We start from the raw sequence: 16,956 nt of genomic DNA, 5'->3' as shown, positions 1-16,956 counted from the left end.
CATGGGTGAGATTTTACTGCGCTGATGGCTGATGGGCCCCTCCTCAGCGGGCGAGGAAATCCAGGATATAACGCACGGTATCCTGCGGCTTTTCATCCGTCACCCAGTGACCGGCATCCTTCACCCAGATCAGCTCGGCACCCGGAATGGCATCTGCCAGCATCGGGGCGTAATCCGGCTTCTGGAAGTTGTCCTTGTCGCCCCACAGCACCAGAGTCTTGATCTCGATATTCTTGAGCTCACCGGCGATGGCCTGGGTGTATTCCTTGTTGAGACGACGCATGTTGCGGAAGAAAGCCGCCTTGCCTTGCTCGCTGTTCCACTGGGACACATAGCGCTCGACCATCTCTTCGGTCGCCACCGCCGGTTCATGCACACCACTGGGCATGAAGCCGCGCATGGTGCTGATGAATTCCTCGACGCTGGTTGATTCCTCTACGCCCGGTTCCAGCAGCTGCTTGAACTCCGGAATCGGCCAGGAATCGAAGCACACGCTGTCGATCAGTACCTGACGGCGAACACGCTCGGGATGATTGACGGCCATCAGCTGACCAATACCCCCACCGATATCATGCGAGACGACATCCGCACTCGCCACACCCAGTGAATCCATCAGCTTGATGAAGATGCGTGTCTGGGCATTGATGGAAACGTCAGCATCCACCGGCATGTCCGACTCGCCATAGTTGAGCATGTCCGGGGCGATGACACGATAATGCCTGGCCAATTCCGGCATCACATCACGCCACATCAGCTTGTTGGTCGGAATGCCGTGGATCAACAACAGCGGCTGACCTTCACCCATTTCCTTGTAGGCAATGCGGTGACCTTCGATCATCGCATAACGGGTTTCCAGGGCTTCCATTGTCACGTTGTCGTGGCTCATTGCTGACCTCTTCGCTTGATGAATACTCAATCACGGCCTGGCGAGACAGTGCTATGTCGCGGTGTTGCCGTGAACGTGGGACCACCTTACGGATTGCTGAGCGATCACTCAAGTATGATTTTGATTGATTGCTCAAAATACGCTTTAATGGCCTCATCAAATTCAAGGGAAACGCCCATGGCCCGTGTCATCAACCGCAGCCTGCTCGATCTTCGCCGCCTGACCATCAACCTGGTGACCTACCCCGAAGGCCACAGTGTGATGCGCCACAACGACCCGATGGGCAGCGGCAGCTACTACAAGCTCAATATCGTGCTCAAGAAGCCCCGCCGGGGCGGTGTCTTCGAGACCGATGGCAGCCTCTTTCGTATCGCGGATCGCGTGGTACTGTTTCGCCCCGATCTTCACGAACACAGCGTCAGCCGTATCGAGCGAGGCAAACGCATACTGCTGAGCATCGCCTTGCACGCGCCCTGGCGCTGACCCGTCGTCAGGCGGCACGCAAGAGCCTTGAGGCAAGGCGGGTAATGACACAGATAACGGGTAGCGCCTGGTGACAAAAAACGCCAGTCAGCAATTGCTGACTGGCGTTTTTTGTCACCTGAATCCAGGCCAGTAACGACGTGCTCGACAATGAGCTGCCTCGGCTATTCCATCCGGTCCAGCCCGACGCGATAACGGGCAAAGCCCATCTCGTCCTGATCCACCAGCGTCATCGGGTAAACGGCCTGAGCATCAATGAACTGCTGCGCATCCTCGCCGGGGGCGGTGGTGAAGCGAATATCCAGCGGGGTGTCAGTGTCGATCGCGGCCAGCCGCCAGTTATGATCCGCCGCGGGGTCCACTGCGCCCTGCTGCTGCGTCTGGCGCGAGATGTACTGGGCCAGAATGCTGCGATTTTCATCCGGTGACGCGAAGGCGACATGTGACTCACCGGTGCCGGGGAAGTCCTCACCGTAGGCGCGGTAGTTGTTGGTCGCGAGCAGGAAGACATCGTCGTCCTTGACCGGCTCGCCCTGGTGGGTGAGGCCCTGGATACGGTGGGCATCGGCGTCGATCAGCGCGCAATTGCCGTCGTAACGCGCCGGCTGCGTGACATCCACCCTGTACTCGACGCCATCGATCACGTCGAAGTTGTAGCTGCGGAAACCTTCCCAGTTGATCAAGGGCTGGGGCGTGGCGAGCTCCGGATCAATGCGATGGAACTGGCCGGCGCTGCACTCGAGCCATTCCCGCACTTCCTTGCCGGTGACCTTGAGCGCCACCAGCGTATTCGGATAGAGATAGAGATCGGCGGCATTGCGGAAGCTCAGCTCGCCGGCCTCCATCTCGGTGAACTGAGTCGGGTCATTATGACGGCCACCGACCTTGAATGGCGCGGCCGCCGAGAGAATCGGCAAGCCTTCCAGGTCCGGGTCGCCTTCGACGAAGCGTTTGACGTAATCGGCCTGAGCGCGATTGACGATCTGGATCGTCGGGTCGTCCTGCACCAGCGCCAGATAGCTCTTCATCGCCGCACTAGCGCGGCCGATGCTGCGATTGACGTACTCCCGCGTGGCGTCGTGTTCATGATCGACCAGCGCTGCCAATTCGGCATCTTCCACCACCTGTGCCTCGCCACCCACCTGAATCGGGCGGGCTTCTGTCTGGCCGCTCACTACCCGCCACTGGCCCGAGGCATTGCTCAGTTCGAGATCCATCACGCCCACATGGCTGCCCCAATGCCCCGGCATCATCGCCGGCACGCCATTCAGGGTGCCCCTGGCGATATCGGCCCCCGGTACCTCGGCGAATTCCTCGCTGGGGAAGACGGCATGGGCATGCCCGAAGGCGATGCCATCGATGCCCTCGACCTGCGAGAGGTAATACACCGAATTCTCGGCCATCACCCGGTAGGGGTCAGTCGAGATGCCAGAGTGCGGGATGGCGATTACCACATCCGCGCCCGCCCGGCGCATCTCGGGCACCCAGCGTCTGGCGCTCTCTGTGATGTCCTCGGCTGTCAGGCGGCCCTGGAGGTGCTTGCGGTCCCAGGTCATCACCTGCGGCGGTGCAAAGCCGATATAGCCGATCTTCACTGTCTGAGCGTTGCCCTCGCTGTCGGTGAAGGCATGGGGGGTGATCTGGTAGGGCGTGAAGTACGGCTCGCCTGTCGTGGCGTCCAGCAGGTTGGCGTTCACATAGGGGAACTGTGCGCCGGAAAGCGCCCGTTCGAGATACTCGAGCCCGTAATTGAATTCATGATTGCCGATGTTGCCGACATCGTAATCCAGCTGATTCATGACCTTGTAGGCCGGGAAGACATCACCCTCCTCGAGACCTTCTGCCGCCATGTAATCGCCCATCGGGCTGCCCTGGATGAGGTCGCCATTGTCCAGCAGCACGCTGTTGGCCACCTCGGCACGCGCCTGCTTGATCAGACTCGCCGCGCGCACCAGGCCGATGCGCACGCTGGGGCGGTCCTTGTAGTAATCGTAATCCATCACGTTGGCGTGGATGTCGGTGGTCTCGATCACGCGCAGTGACAGCGTCGCGGCATTGGCTGGCTGAGCGATCATGAAGATACCGCCGAGACTGGCCAGGCCCAGGATGGCTGCCCGCAGATGCGGCTTGCGTTGACGCCCGGGGGGCTGCGCAACACCCGGCGCGTCAGACGCCCGTTGATCTTCGCTAGCCGATGAAGCATTCGCCATCTCTCACTTCCTTGTCATGGGGGGGGGTGCCAGTGCCCCATTATTCAGATACCGACGCCTCAGGCAACTGGCGGTCCCTGCCTGCCTGCCAGCCGACACCCGCCATCAGCACACTGAGAACGGCGCAGACCATCAGTGCCAGCTGCCAATTGCCCTGCATATCGTAGAGCGCGCCGATCAGCGGCGGCCCCATGGCCGCGAGCAGATAGCCCAACGTCTGCGCCATGCTGGACAGCGATGCCGACTGCATGGCATCGCGCGCCCGCAGCCCCATGAACGACAAGGCGAGAATGAAGCTGGCCCCGGAGCCCGCGCCCAGCAACAGCACCCACATCAGTGCCCACTCCGGCATCAGCCATAGCCCGATGAATCCCGCCAGCGACATGCAGGGCGTCGCGAAGGCGATCAGACGTTGATCCTTGAGGCGCGGCATCAGGGGCACCAGAACCAATCCCGGCAAGGCCGAAGCCAGCTGGAGTAGACCATGCAGCGAGCCCGCCTTCTCGGCAGAGAAGCCATTGTCCGCCAGCATGCTCGGCAGCCAGCTGTTGACGGTATAGAACAGCAGCGAATTGATGCCCATGAAGAGCGTCACCTGCCAGGCCAGTGGCGAGCGCCACACGGCTGCCTGACGCACCGGCCGCGCGGCACCCTTCTCGACATCCTTCTCGGTTTCCTTCGCCACCGGCAGGGAGCGACGTGACAACTGCGGCCACCACACCCCCATCGTCACCAATGGCAGGACGACCACTATGAGCATCGCGTACTGCCAGCCAGCGCTGCTGCCCTGGGCCAACGGCACCATCAGCGCCGAGGCGATGGCGGCCATGATGCCCATGGTCAGCACATAGCAGGAAGTGAGCAGCGCGACATGCTGCGCAAAGCTGCGTTTGACCAGACTGGGCAGCAGCACATTGCCCACGGCAATGCCCGCCCCGATCAGGCCAATACCCAGATAGAGAGCCAGCATGCTGCCCTGCACCCGCAATACGATGCCCGCGGCGATCGTCAGCAAGGCGAGGAAGAGGCTGCGCTCAAGCCCGAGGCCTCTGGCGAGGCGCGGCACCCAGGGCGAGACGACAACGAAGGCCAGCAGCGGCAGGATCATCAACAGGCCGGCCGCCGTGGCATTGAAGCCCAGCGCCGCCTGCAGGCGCTCCAGCAGTGGCGCGATACTGGTGAAGGGCGCACGCAGGTTCATGGCGATCAACAGGATACCGGCGATCAATACGGCCGGATGGCTCAGTCGCCGGACAGGAGACGAGTGGCAGAGTTCAGTCATGAGGCGCTCGCAGCGATCGTGAAACGGGGTAATGACGGGATGACACCTAAAGGTGAGTCCGCATACAGAGTGAGGCTAGCTTAATCCCCTCGCCCACTGCAGAATTGAGGCATCATGACATCAGATCACTGAAATCAGACAATCTGCGAGCCGCCATGTCAGTGACCACACCCGTCCTGCCGTCATCGCCCGGGGTCAGTACCCGTGGCCCCGATCAGGTGCCCTTCTCCAGCAGCGTCTGCGAGCACGACCCGGACATCTACGAGATCCCGGCCAGCGCCCTGCATGTCGAGACCGGCCAGCAGGTGATGGAGGTCCCGACCCACCAGCATCGCAAGGGACAGCTGGTCATCGTCCTGCATGGCGTGGTGACCAGTCGCGTGCCGGAAGGCTTGTGGATGGTGCCCCCGCACAGCGGGGTCTGGATTCCAGGCAACCTGCCCCACAGCAACCACCTGACCCGTGGCGGCCGGGTCTGCCACCTGTTCATCGAGCCCGGCGCGCTCGAGATGCCAAGCCACAGCTGCACGCTGTCAATCTCGCCTCTGCTGCGTGAGCTGGTGCTGCGTCTGGCGGAGCTACCCCAGCCATATCCTGAACAGGGGCCGACAGCGCGGCTGGTCGGTGTGCTGCTGGAAGAACTGGCCTGCATGCCCAGCGAACGTCTGCATCTGCCCTTGCCCGAAGACCCGCGGCTGACCCGGATCAGCGATGCCCTGATCAAGACCCCGGACGACCGCCGCACCCTGGCCGAGTGGGCGAGCGAACTGGCGATGAGCGAACGCACCCTCGCCCGACTCATCCAGCGTGACACCGGCCTGAGCTTCAGCCGCTGGCGTCAGCAACTGCACCTGGTGGTGGCGATTCGCCTGCTGGCCGAGGGCATGAGCGTGCAGCGCGTCTCGGAAGACGTCGGCTATCAGTCCGTCAACGCCTTCATCAGCATGTTCAAGAAGCTGCTCGGCACCACGCCCGCCCGCTACCTGCAGGAACGCGAGCAGCGCCGCTCGGGCAGTGGCATGGGCGGCAATAGTCGCGTCATGACACAACGGGAGTCCGGGGGACTGTAAAGGTTTGGCAACGTGATAAATAGTGGTAGCAGCGCGGCGACCGAGTCGCTGTGGCAACTGCTCAACGAGAGCCCGCCTTCGGTGTAGGCCCGGCTGGCGCTCACCTGTCTGCCGGGCACTGACTTGACCAGCACGCACCTGCCAACCGTTTCTTGAGGATCAGCATGAATCGCATCAACCCCGACAAGCTATTGCAAAGCAAATGGACCGCCGCGACTCCCAGGAATCGAGAGCGACATTTCATCGTCACGCGCCTGATTCGTGATGAGCAGGACGAACATGTGGTCGAGGTCGTGTTGCAGGCGGTACTGACCCGCAAGGATTACACCCTCGCCTGGCGTGAACTCAAGGAAGACAGCGTCTGGCAGATGGGCTGGAAATGACGCTGTGAATCACGCTTCGCTAGACGCAGACACGCCGTCCGAGGGCGGCGTGTCTGCGTCTAGGCGTCCAATCTACCCACGATCTCAGGCCACGACCTCGGCTTCCAGCTGGTCACACAACATGGCCATGCGCTGCACCGCTTCCAGCAGGCTGTCGTCCGGCACGGTCAGAGCGACACGTACCAGCGGCGTACCGCAATCGCCGAAGACGCTGCCGGGCATTACCGCCACCTGCTGCTGTTCCAGCAGCCGCCAGGCGAATTGCTCACCGTCCAGGCCGGTGCGTGAGACATCGACCATCAGGAACATGCCGCCCTGGGGCAGGCTGGAGGACAGCTGCGGGATGGCCGCCAGCGCCTCGTGGACCAGACGCGCGCGACGCCCAAGTGATTCGCGAAGACGCTCGGTAGTATCGAAATTCCCGCGCAGTGCGGCCTCGGTCATGTCGGCGATGAAGGGCTGATTGCCGAACAGCATGGTTTCCGAGACCGGCAACAGCCGACGACAGAACTCAGCGGAGCCGATGGCCCAGCCACTGCGAAAACCGGTGGCAGCGTGACTCTTGGAGATGGAAGACACCACCACGGTGCGCTCACGCAGTGCCTCGATTTCCAGCGGCGAGACGAATTCGCCCGTGAAGATCAGCGCTTCATAGACCTCATCGCAGACGATCCACAGATCATGCTCGCGACATAGTGCCCCGATGTGCTCGAGGGTCGCCCGGTCCATCACCGCACCGGTGGGGTTGTGCGGGGTATTGAGCAGCAACACACGGCTCTGCGGCGTGATGGCCGCGGCCAGATCTTCCGGCTGCAACACGAAGCCATGCTCCATGCGCAGCGGTACCGGCTGCAGGTCACCGCCGGCGCCGCGGATCACGCCCTCATAGGTGGCGTAGTAGGGGTCGCCGGTCAGCACGCCGGCCCCCTCCTCCACCAGCGCCAGCATCACCGCGAACAGCGCCGTCTGCGTACCGGGGAAACACAGTACGTTGTCTGCGCTGATCTCGGGCATGCGTGCTGCGTAGCGCTCGGCCAGCGCCGCGACCAGCCCCGGTTCGCCACGGCCATCGGAGTAGCGGGTACGACCAGCGCGCAGCGCCTCGACACAGTGCTCGACCAGGGCCGGATGCGTGGCGATATCCGGCTCCCCGATGGTCAGCTCGATGATCGGCTCGCCGGCCTGGATACGCTGGCGGGCAGCGCTGTGAACGGCCCATTTGTCACCGCCCAGATCACTCAGTCGTTCGGTAATGGTGGCGTAGCGCATGCTCAACTCCTCTGAGGTGGGGGTGATGTCGTGACAGCAACGTGCTCAAGCAAGGTGCCCTGTGGCAGCCGCAGAATGCCCTCTGCCGCCCGCATGGCGATCGCGGGCAGCCGCTCGACCGAATAGAGGCCGTGTTCCAGCCCGCCTTCCAGCCACAGGCCATCGATCAAGCCATTGAGGGCGATCGCCATCTCCTGACAATCGCTCTCGGTGGCGGGCAGCGCGTGGACATTCAGTACCGGCTGGACCAGCTGTGCGAGCAGGTCGAGAAACTCGCGATAGGTTTCCTGGTGCACCGCCGAATAGCTGGCATCGTGGCGCACCCGGCCGATGAAGGTCGCCCATAGGGAGATCTTGTGGGCGGCCAGGTTGGGCTGGGTGAGACTCGCCGCAATGAAGCGCGCCAGACGACACGCCGGGGGCTCATCGCTGGCTGGGCTGGCATCGGCGATATCGGAGGTCAGCTGGCCCATCATGTAGGCATAGGCGGCACGCACCATGTCGTCCTTGGTGCCGAAATGGTGGCGAATCAGGCCGGGCGAGACCCCGGCTGCCTCCGCCACGCGGCGCACGCTGGCACCGGCCAGACCGTGCTGTGCGACACAGCTCAAGGTGGCTTCCAGCAGGTCGCGACGACGCTGGTCCTGGGAAAGCCGCTGGAATGCCTTGCGACTCATCGTGTTATCTCCCGTCCGGTTGCTGCCCCGCGCATCAGACACTCAATGGCCTCTCGAACGACGATGCCTTCAACAACGATGCATTTAGCAACGATAGTCACAACCAAGGCTCTCCAACAGTCGCAGATGAGACTCCCACTCCAGCGCCAGATCTCCCTCCTCGTGAATGGCCACGTCGTACTGACCGACCACATGCTCACAGATCTCGGGTGAAAGGCGGCGCACCGGCTGGCCCATGGACAGGGTCGCGACCTGAATCTCGCAGCTGCGCTCGAGATAGAACATGTTGTTGAACATCTCGGCGGCAGAAGCACCGGTAGTCAGCAGGCCATGATTGCGCAGGATCAGTGCCGGATTGTCGCCAAGGCTTGCCACGATGCGTTCGCGCTCATCCAGATCCAGCGCGATGCCCTCGTAATCGTGATAGGAGACGCGACCATGGAACTGCAGGGCGATCTGATTCAGGGGCAAGAGCCCTTCTTCCAGACTCGACACCGCCACGCCGGCGCGCGTATGGGTATGCATGATCCAGCTGGCTGAATGACTTGCCGCGTGAATCGCCGAGTGAATGGTGAATCCGGCCGGATTGACCCGCGCGACGCTGTCATCGACCTTCTGGCCGTTGACGTCGATCTTGACCAGCGAGGACGCCGTAATCTCCTCCCAGCGCCAGCCGTAGGGATTGATCAGAAAATGCCCTTCCTCATCCGGCACCCGCGCCGTGATGTGGGTGTAGATCAGGTCGGTCATGCGATAGTGCGCTGCCAACCGGTAGCAAGCTGCCAGGTCCAGGCGTGCTTGCCACTCCCCGTCACTCATGGTCGATGCCGGCATGTTGCTGTCTCCTGTGGTCACAATGTCGCTGTCTGGGGTCGAGAAAGGCTCGACTGAGCCTTGAGAAGCATTGAAGCATCCACCTTCGGGCCTCAATCGCCGTGGGCCTCAATCGCTGTGAGCCTCAATAGCCGCGCTGGCGATCCACGCCCAGCGTGAGCGGCAAGCCATCACGCAACTCACGCGCCGTGGCCACCACCTGCTCGGCCACCACCTCGGGCAGCGAGTCACTGGCCACATGCGGCGTGATCCGCAGGCGCGCGTCCTGCCACCAGTGGTGAGTGGGCGCCAGAGGCTCCTCGCGGAAGACATCCAGTGTCGCGCCTGCCAATTGCCCGGTGTCGAGCGCGGCTTCAAGGTCCGCTTCCACCAGGTGCTCGCCGCGGCCGATCTGCACCAGCCAGGCGCCACGGCGCAGCCGGGCGAACAAGGCGGCGTTCAGCACGTTCTCGGTCTCCGGGGTCAGCGGCAGGATATTGATCAGATAATCGGCACCGTCGGCCGCCGCCATGATGGCAGTGTCACCGGTCAGGTAACGCACGCCCGACACCGGCGCGGCCGGTTCGCTGCGACAGGCGACCGTCACCGAGAACCCCAGGGTCGACAGCGAAGTGACCACGGCGCGCCCCATGCAGCCGTGGCCCAGCACGGCCACCGATGCCTTTTCTGGCGCACGCATTGCCAAGGGCTGCCATTCGCCACGCGTGGCATGGTCGGCCATGACGGCAAACTCGCGCTCGCGATGCAGAACCTCATGTGTGGCGAAACCGGCCATCAGATACGCCTGGTGCGGGTCGCGTACCCGTGCGATCTGTACCTCGTCCGAGAGCCCGGGATGACTCATCAGGGCGTCCACTCCCGCCGCGATCGACATGGCAAGCCGAAGATTCGGGTACGGCGTGAAGGCGTCCTCCCCCGGCTGCCAGCAGATAGCGAACCGCACCGCACTCGGGTCCTCGATCTCCTGCGGGTGATGCAGTACGACATCGTCGCCCAGCTGGCGCAGCGCTTCACCGTAGACGCTGTCCAGGTCCAGGGATTCACTCAGATAGACACCCAGAATCGGGGCTTGGCTTGGCATTGGCTCTCCTTGTGACACGACTGGCAGCGAGTGGGTTGCCATGGATTCATCCTCACTATTACACACTCGTATAACTACTGCCAACCGTCACGTGCTCCCCTGCTCCCTCATCGCCTTGCCAATGCCTTGATCGATGGGGTTTTGCCGTCACCGCACTGTTCTGGATGAAAACTGCGTCCCACAACGACAAAAGGAGAGGCGCAAGCGCCTCTCCTTTCACATGTGTCATCTGGTCGATGGTCCAAGCTGGCGTCAGCGGTGATGCTAGCCTGCCGCTGCCAGCCTGATGGCAGCGAGGGGATTCATAGCGAGGCCACCTTCGCCACTGGCGGGCGCCGCTTGCCCTGGGTGACGATGTAGATACCGCTTGCGACCACGATGGCGGCGCCCAGCAAGGTCATGGCATCGAGGCTTTCCCCCAGCACCATGACCCCGAACACCAAGGCAAACAGGACGCGGGTATAGCGAAATGGCGTGACCACCGAGACCTCGCCCTTGCGCATGGCAATCGTCAAGGCGTTGTAGGCGATGACCCCGAGTATCACGGCACCCACGATCAGCCAGGTCGCCTCGGGCGCATACGCAAGCGGGGTCTGCTGATAGAGAGCGATCAGCCCCCCTGCCGGAATCAGGGCGAGAAAGCCGTAGATGCCGAGCTGGACGTTGGACAACGACGCCGGCGCGCCGCGCGTCGCCAGATCCCGTCCGGCGAAGCCGATCGTGCTGATCACCGCAAACAATGAGGTCATGTTGAAGCTGTCGAGGCCGGGACGCACGATAAGCAGCACGCCAATGAAGCCGACACCGATTGCCAACCAGCGCTTGCGGCTGACGCGCTCCCCGAAGAACATTGCCGCCCCGGCCACCACGACCAGCGGCGTCGCCTGCAGGATGGTGGAGGCAGTGGAAAGCGGCATCAGGGTGATGGCGAGGGCGAAGCTGCTGCGGGCGATGATTTCACAGATGACACGCAACAGAATCGGTCGCGAGAAGATCGCCGCAGGCATGAGGGACTCACCGCGCAGGCAGGTCAACAGCATGAAGACCAGCATGCCGCCGAGGCCGAACAGCATCAGGGTGATACCGGTCGAGGTATGCCCCGCCGCCAACTTGAACAACAGATCCTCCACCGCGAATGCTGCCATCGCGATGACCATGAAAACACTGCCACGCATATTGTCCACTCAAGCCCCCTTGGTCTTTCAAGCCACATTCACCAGACGGTCTGGCGGCCAGGATCAAGCGCGTATCGCGCTACAACATCACCCCACGGCAGGTAGCGGCTCTGCTTGATCATCGGTGGCATCGTCTCACCATCACGCCATCAAGTCTTGCGCCCTGTGCTGAAGGTGAAACAGGCGCGATTGCCGCAAAGACGCGTTTCAGAAACCCTCAGGATGGCGCAAAGCCACGCTATCCGGCACTCGAGTGATGCGCTGGCACCGCTCTTGTCAGACGAAGGATATGGCGTCAGACGCTCGGCGCTCTCGAATCTGAACGTCAAGGAAAGCCCGAACTTCAAGCCAGGCCTCGCACAGCAAGACGCCCGCGATCAGCGAGCAGCAGCTCGTGACCGCGGGCGTCAGTCCTCAATATCTCTTCACACGGCTCAGTCCTGCTGATTCTCCAGCAGTGACTTCAGACCATGTGGCTGGCAACGCAGGTACTGGGGCGAGGCCTTGATGGTATCCCCCAGCGCGGCGGCCGCATGCCAGGGCCAGCGCGGGTCATAGAGAATGCCGCGCGCCAGCGCGATGGCATCGGCACGCTCGTCCGCCAACAGGTCTTCGGCCTGCTGCGGCTCGGTGATCAGGCCAACGGCAATCACCGGCATCTTCACCTGGGCCTTCAGGGCCTCGGCATGCGGCACCTGATAGTTCGGCTCTACCGGAATCTGCTGCTGCGCGCTGAGCCCGCCACTGGAGACATGCAGATAGTGGCAGCCACGACGGTCCAGTGCCCTGGCGAGTTCGATGCTCTGCTCGAGGTCCCAGCCGCCCTCGACCCAGTCTGTCGCGCTGATCCGGATGCCCAGCATCACATGCTCCGGGATCGCGGCCCGCACGGCGTCGAAGACCTCAAGCGTCAGACGCATGCGGTTCTCCAGCGAGCCACCGTAGTCATCGTCGCGCTGATTGCTGAGCGGCGACAGGAATTCATGCAGCAGATAGCCATGCGCCGCATGCAGCTCGATGCCATCCAGGCCGATGTCGACGACGCGCTGTGCCGCCGCCACGAAGTCCGCGATGGTGCGGCGGATCTGCTCGCCACTCATCGCCTCGGGCAACGGCCCGCCTTCGCTGAAGGGAATCGCGCTGGGGGCAAGCACCTGCCAGCCATTGTCCTTGCCTGGCGCGATGGCAGCACCGCCCTCCCAGGGCTTCTGGCAGGATGCCTTGCGTCCCGCATGGCCAATCTGCACCGCCAACGGCATCGGAGAATAGCGGCGGATACGCTCGACGACCCCCTGCATGGCTTGCTGGCAAGACTCATCGTAGAGTCCGACATCGCCGTGGGTGATGCGACCTTCCGGGGCGACGGCGCTGGCTTCGAAGATCAGAAGCCCGGCCCCTGACTGGGCGAGATTGCCAAGATGCTGATCATGCCAGGCCTGCATCTGGCCATTCTTGGCGGAGTACTGACACATCGGCGCGATGATGATGCGATTGTCCAGCGTGAGCGGGCCGAGGGTGAGCGGTGAAAACAGTGCGGACATGGAATTCCTCTGGATGCAGACGGGGCGGGTTGGCAAGGCGCAGGCGCGAACATGGCGAGAAGGCCCGTGCTGCCTATGCCGATGCAGTGCAAGCACAATGCGGGCACCGGGGAAGCACCACAAGCGCAAGTTGGCCATGGTGGCGGCAACGCTGAGTTGCCCATGTTTCACGCACGCTCTGCCAGCGCCTCACCATCAGCGCCCCACCATCAGCGAGTCGCCTCGCCCTCCAGCACTTCCTTGACCAACAGACGCCCGACATCGGCAATCGCGGCATTGCGCGCTGCCAGATCGGCCTCGCTTTCGGTCAGATAGACCGCCACGATCAACGGGGCACGCAACGGCGGCCACAGGATGGCAACGTCATTGTTGGTGCCATATCCCCCACCGCCGGTCTTGTCCGCGATCTGCCAGTCATCGGGCAAGGCCGCCCGCAGCTTGTCATCGCCGGTGATGTTGGCCAGCATCCAGCCCTGCAGGGCCAGGCGCGATGCCTCGCTCAACGCATCCCCCACCAGCAGTCGCTGCAGGGTGGCCGCCATCGCGTGCGGCGTGGTGGTATCGCGCGGGTCACCGGGAGTGGCCTCATTGAGCGTCGTTTCACGTCTGTCCAGCCGCGTGCTGTCATCGTCCAGGCGCCGCAGATAGGCCGTCAGTGCGGCAGGGCCTCCCAGGGCATCGAGAATCAGGTTGCCCGCGGTATTGTCGCTGGTCGTGATGGTGGCATGGCACAGCGCCTCAAGTGTCAGGCCACCATCCTGGGTGTGATGCTCGGTAATGGGGGAATAGGTCACGAGATCCGCCGAGCGAATCTCCACCTTGCGTGACAAGGATTCCTGGCCTTCGTCCACCCGGGAGAGCAGATGACCACAGGCCAGCACCTTGAAGGTGCTGCTCATGGGGAAGCGCTCATCCCCACGCCAGCTGAAACGGGTGCCATCGGCAGTATCCAGAACGGTGACACCGATTCGCGCGCCGACCTCTGATTCGATGGCCTGAATGGCTGACGCCGAGAGCGGCTTGTCAGCGTCCAAAGCATCGTCTGCGGCCTGAGCGCCCAGCGGCAGACAGGCAAGTGCGGCGGCCGCCAGCCACTGCTGCCAGCGTCTTGAGGGCATGACGGCAGGCTTTGCCGCGAGGCTGGCGGGGTGCAAGCGAAACGAGGGGTGATCAGCACCGCACCGGCGCTGAGGAGTTGAAGGCATCAATGACATGTCCTGATCATGGGGAGCGGCCGTGTCGCAAGACACGACCCAATATGCAGCATGCTACATGTACCATAGTCGCGTAAGCGCGAACATGTCGGCCATCGCGCCATAGGCCACGGACTGGCGGAGGCTTGATCTGGGTCAAGGCCAGCGCACGATGCCCTCATCCATCAAGCACCTTGAGCGTCTTGTTGCGCTTGGCGCCGGGCTTGGCATGCCAGGACAAGCGAATATCGAGACGATGATGATCATCCTCTCGTCGCGCCATGACCTTGAGGGTCATCAGGCCGCGCGGTGCCAGCCGAATCTCGCCATCCTCATCGCGAAATGACAGCAGGCCCTTGCCCAGCCCCTTGATGATGGCTTTGAGAATATCCTGAACACCATCGATGGATTGCAATGATTCATGTCGGAACAGCGACTTGTCCTGCTTCTCGTCTTTCACCTGCCTCTCCTGTGCGTGTTTCAGGGCACGTAGACCTTGACCTGGGGATAATCATTGCTGATGCCGACGATGCGTCCACAGGCTTCTATCAGCGTCGCTCCCATGCCCACGCCATCCAGCCCTTCCTTGCGGCGTGAATTGCGATCCAGGGTGACGTCGCCCTCGATATGCAGAAGCCCGTGGCGCCAGCCAAGTTGTTGGCCCGCCTGATGGTTGACATGGCCATGCATCACGGCACGAATGCCGACCTTGTGCAGGCGCTTGACGCCTGCGGCGCTCAGCTCCCTGTCGCTCTTGCGATATTTGGTGCGCAGTACATTGGCCAGCTCACCGTAATAGAAGGTGAAGGGGTCTTCGCGCAGGATGCGCCGGAATTCCTGGTTTACCTGCGAGATCTTCTGGCGGCCGAGTCGTCTGGCGAAGGCATCATCCACGCCTGCGTGAACATGCAGGAAGGCGCCACTGCGATAGGCTAGGCGCATCTCGTCGAAGAACCAGGCAAAGCGTCCGCCGGGCTTGAGAAACAGCTCGTGGGCCTTGAGCGCGGCGGCATAGGTCTGACGCAACGAGAGGCCATGTTTCTCACAGGCATGCTCGAAGCCATCGGCCTTGGCGCTCAGTCGCGTGATCTCCTTCTCCAGCGCCTCCCCCTTGAGCACATGGCCTGCCGATTTGCGAAACTGCTCCGCCCAGTCCGGCCCCGGGTACAGGCGGCGACGGCATTCACTTCGCGAGGGGATGCTCTTCATCGCCCGCGGTCTGTCCGCGAGATAGTGATCGAAGACTTCCTTGAGCAGCGCCAACCCCTTGGCGCCCATGCGCACGAACATATGATCGGTCCGCGCCGAATCATCATGACTCAGCCGCATCAGCGCCAGCATCAGCCGCATGTCGTGATTGCCCGCCAGCAACTTGAGACGCGCCCCGCTGCGCATCAAGGTGCGCAGCGCTTCCAGCAGCTCCAGATTGCTGGGCCCCTTGTCGAGGCAGTCACCGCCGATGACAAAGACACTGCGCTTGCCCCGCGCCGTCAACACCAGGTTGGCCCGCGAGGTCAGGCGCACACCGCCACTGGCCACCAGAGACGCGATGAAGGCTTCCGCGTCGGCATGCGCATCGGAGATGAAGATGACATCGCGGCGTGGCCAGTCCTTGCTGCCCAGCCTGCGAGCGCCACGGGACACCTTGTCACCGGCGCGCAGGTGCTGATGTGTCTCGGGCCACTGCGCCGCGTGACTGGGCAGCGCCTTCAGATAACGCGTCGGGCCTCGGTAACACGGTACGGCGTCGCCTATGGGTGGACTGAGGGTCATCGGGCTATCTCCTTGTGGCATCTGCTTGCCTCGTTGAACTCACCGGCTGTGGCAAGCAGGCGCCTTGCCGCTCCTTGGAGACCTTCCTGAGGTATGCGGAATGTGGGATGAGGTCACAAGCACAGGGCAACAAGCTTATGACCGTTCGATCACAGAAAGATGACAGGCTCGCATCGCGCGGGGGCGTAGGCCTGCTTCTTGGCTTTGCATGACTACGCCCATACTCCTGACTCTGCTCTGCAGCACTCCGCCGGCTGGGCCGCCCACTCAGTCCTGCGTAGGCTCGTGCCGCTGGCGCACCTTCCACTCGCCAGCCACATGCCGCCATGATCCGGACGGGGCTTGCTCGATGACCACCGGCCGCGCATGGTGCATGCTCAACCCGGCAATCTGGTCGAAGTCCAGCACCCCCAGCAGATACGCCGCATGCCGCAGCGCAGCGCCATGGCCGACGATCAGCGTCAGCGTGGCACTCGATGTGAGGGTTGATATGGAGGTTGATGTGGGAGCCGGGGCAGGAGCTGATGGGAAAGCCGACAACGAAGCAATGAAATCGGCCACGCGCTGGCCAGCCTGCATCAGGGATTCAGCCCCCGGCAGCGGCAGGCGAAAGTGGCTGTTGGATTTCCAGTCGGCCGGCAGGAAATCCACACGCGGGTCATGACGCACCGCTTCGGCGATCTGTGCCGTCGTCAGATTGGCGGCACTGCCCAGACTTCGCTCCCACAGAGCATCGTGTGCCATGAGCGAGAACTCACGCCTTGTCCTGTCACCCATAACCTCGTTCATCACCTGCGCCGTCTGCCAGGCACGCAACAGGCTGGAGGCGTGAACCGTGCTGGCCGGTTGCCAGCCATGTGCCTGACACAGCGCAAGCACTTCCTCGGCTCCCTCACGCGCCTGTCGCTCACCGCGACGGGTCAAGGGAAACGGCTGCAACGCGCTCGGGGTATCAATCTGCTGGTGGTAGTCGGCATGACGAATCAATGCCACACGTCGAATTGTCGGTTCATCAGTCATCGGCCGTCGCTCTTCCCGTCTTCACTCGGAATTGAGTCATGCTGGCGGTCCTCGCCATGCGTCGACACGTACGGTGCCA

16 protein-coding genes are annotated in these 16,956 nt (G+C 62.7%); 3 read left to right on the top strand and 13 right to left on the bottom strand.

The features are described from left to right. Positions 1-43 precede the first annotated feature (43 nt). A complete protein-coding gene (locus tag QQF40_RS10845) occupies positions 44-886 on the bottom strand; it encodes an alpha/beta fold hydrolase (RefSeq protein WP_285461319.1) in 843 nt (280 codons plus the stop codon). Between the two features lie 177 nt (positions 887-1,063). On the opposite strand from QQF40_RS10845, the gene QQF40_RS10840 reads away from it, so the two are divergent. Further along, the gene (locus QQF40_RS10840) at positions 1,064-1,369 is read left to right on the top strand and encodes a hypothetical protein (protein ID WP_285461318.1); all 306 of its coding nucleotides are present in this window, start codon (positions 1,064-1,066) and stop codon (positions 1,367-1,369) included. A gap of 164 nt (positions 1,370-1,533) precedes the next feature. Here the strand turns inward: QQF40_RS10840 and QQF40_RS10835 are convergent, their stop codons facing one another. Beyond that, positions 1,534-3,579 carry a bifunctional 2',3'-cyclic-nucleotide 2'-phosphodiesterase/3'-nucleotidase gene (locus QQF40_RS10835; protein ID WP_285461317.1) on the bottom strand — a complete coding sequence of 682 codons (2,046 nt, stop codon included), beginning with the start codon at positions 3,577-3,579 and terminating at the stop codon, positions 1,534-1,536. A gap of 40 nt (positions 3,580-3,619) precedes the next feature. Then, complete coding sequence (locus QQF40_RS10830) at positions 3,620-4,861, bottom strand: MFS transporter (protein WP_285461316.1); 1,242 nt, start codon at positions 4,859-4,861, stop codon at positions 3,620-3,622. 155 nt (positions 4,862-5,016) lie between these two features. On the opposite strand from QQF40_RS10830, the gene QQF40_RS10825 reads away from it, so the two are divergent. Next, entirely contained in the window at positions 5,017-5,931 is a 915-nt protein-coding gene (locus QQF40_RS10825; RefSeq protein WP_285461315.1) for a helix-turn-helix domain-containing protein, read from the top strand. A gap of 164 nt (positions 5,932-6,095) precedes the next feature. Then, positions 6,096-6,314 carry a TIGR02450 family Trp-rich protein gene (locus QQF40_RS10820; RefSeq protein WP_285461314.1) on the top strand — a complete coding sequence of 73 codons (219 nt, stop codon included), beginning with the start codon at positions 6,096-6,098 and terminating at the stop codon, positions 6,312-6,314. An 84-nt stretch (positions 6,315-6,398) separates the two neighbouring features. Here the strand turns inward: QQF40_RS10820 and QQF40_RS10815 are convergent, their stop codons facing one another. The 10 genes from QQF40_RS10815 to QQF40_RS10770 form a co-directional block, all read right to left on the bottom strand. Then, on the bottom strand, positions 6,399-7,583 hold the full coding sequence (locus QQF40_RS10815) for a pyridoxal phosphate-dependent aminotransferase (protein WP_285461313.1): 1,185 nt from the start codon (positions 7,581-7,583) through the stop codon (positions 6,399-6,401). 2 nt (positions 7,584-7,585) lie between these two features. Then, positions 7,586-8,260 carry a TetR/AcrR family transcriptional regulator gene (locus QQF40_RS10810; RefSeq protein WP_285461312.1) on the bottom strand — a complete coding sequence of 225 codons (675 nt, stop codon included), beginning with the start codon at positions 8,258-8,260 and terminating at the stop codon, positions 7,586-7,588. Positions 8,261-8,344: 84 nt separating this feature from the next. Continuing rightward, positions 8,345-9,094, bottom strand: a complete 750-nt coding sequence (locus tag QQF40_RS10805) for a class II aldolase/adducin family protein (protein ID WP_285461311.1) — start codon at positions 9,092-9,094, stop codon at positions 8,345-8,347. A gap of 124 nt (positions 9,095-9,218) precedes the next feature. After that, the gene (locus tag QQF40_RS10800; protein WP_285461310.1) at positions 9,219-10,175 is read right to left on the bottom strand and encodes an NAD(P)-dependent oxidoreductase; all 957 of its coding nucleotides are present in this window, start codon (positions 10,173-10,175) and stop codon (positions 9,219-9,221) included. Positions 10,176-10,477: 302 nt separating this feature from the next. Then, positions 10,478-11,350 carry a DMT family transporter gene (locus tag QQF40_RS10795; RefSeq protein ID WP_285461404.1) on the bottom strand — a complete coding sequence of 291 codons (873 nt, stop codon included), beginning with the start codon at positions 11,348-11,350 and terminating at the stop codon, positions 10,478-10,480. Between the two features lie 434 nt (positions 11,351-11,784). After that, positions 11,785-12,891 carry an NADH:flavin oxidoreductase/NADH oxidase gene (locus tag QQF40_RS10790; RefSeq protein ID WP_285461309.1) on the bottom strand — a complete coding sequence of 369 codons (1,107 nt, stop codon included), beginning with the start codon at positions 12,889-12,891 and terminating at the stop codon, positions 11,785-11,787. 209 nt (positions 12,892-13,100) lie between these two features. Beyond that, positions 13,101-14,009: a class A beta-lactamase gene (gene bla / locus QQF40_RS10785; RefSeq protein ID WP_285461308.1), complete on the bottom strand. Its 909-nt coding sequence runs from the start codon at positions 14,007-14,009 to the stop codon at positions 13,101-13,103. Positions 14,010-14,262: 253 nt separating this feature from the next. Further along, positions 14,263-14,544 (bottom strand): amphi-Trp domain-containing protein, encoded by a 282-nt coding sequence (locus QQF40_RS10780; protein WP_285461307.1) that lies wholly within the window; start codon positions 14,542-14,544, stop codon positions 14,263-14,265. A 20-nt stretch (positions 14,545-14,564) separates the two neighbouring features. Continuing rightward, positions 14,565-15,857 (bottom strand): metallophosphoesterase, encoded by a 1,293-nt coding sequence (locus tag QQF40_RS10775; protein ID WP_285461306.1) that lies wholly within the window; start codon positions 15,855-15,857, stop codon positions 14,565-14,567. 267 nt (positions 15,858-16,124) lie between these two features. Further along, entirely contained in the window at positions 16,125-16,877 is a 753-nt protein-coding gene (locus QQF40_RS10770; protein ID WP_285461305.1) for a histidine phosphatase family protein, read from the bottom strand. Positions 16,878-16,956: the final 79 nt, after the last annotated feature.

The sequence above is a fragment of the Cobetia sp. LC6 genome (assembly GCF_030264805.1).
Taxonomy (GTDB): domain Bacteria; phylum Pseudomonadota; class Gammaproteobacteria; order Pseudomonadales; family Halomonadaceae; genus Cobetia.
This window is presented reverse-complemented; position numbering and strand designations above follow the sequence as displayed.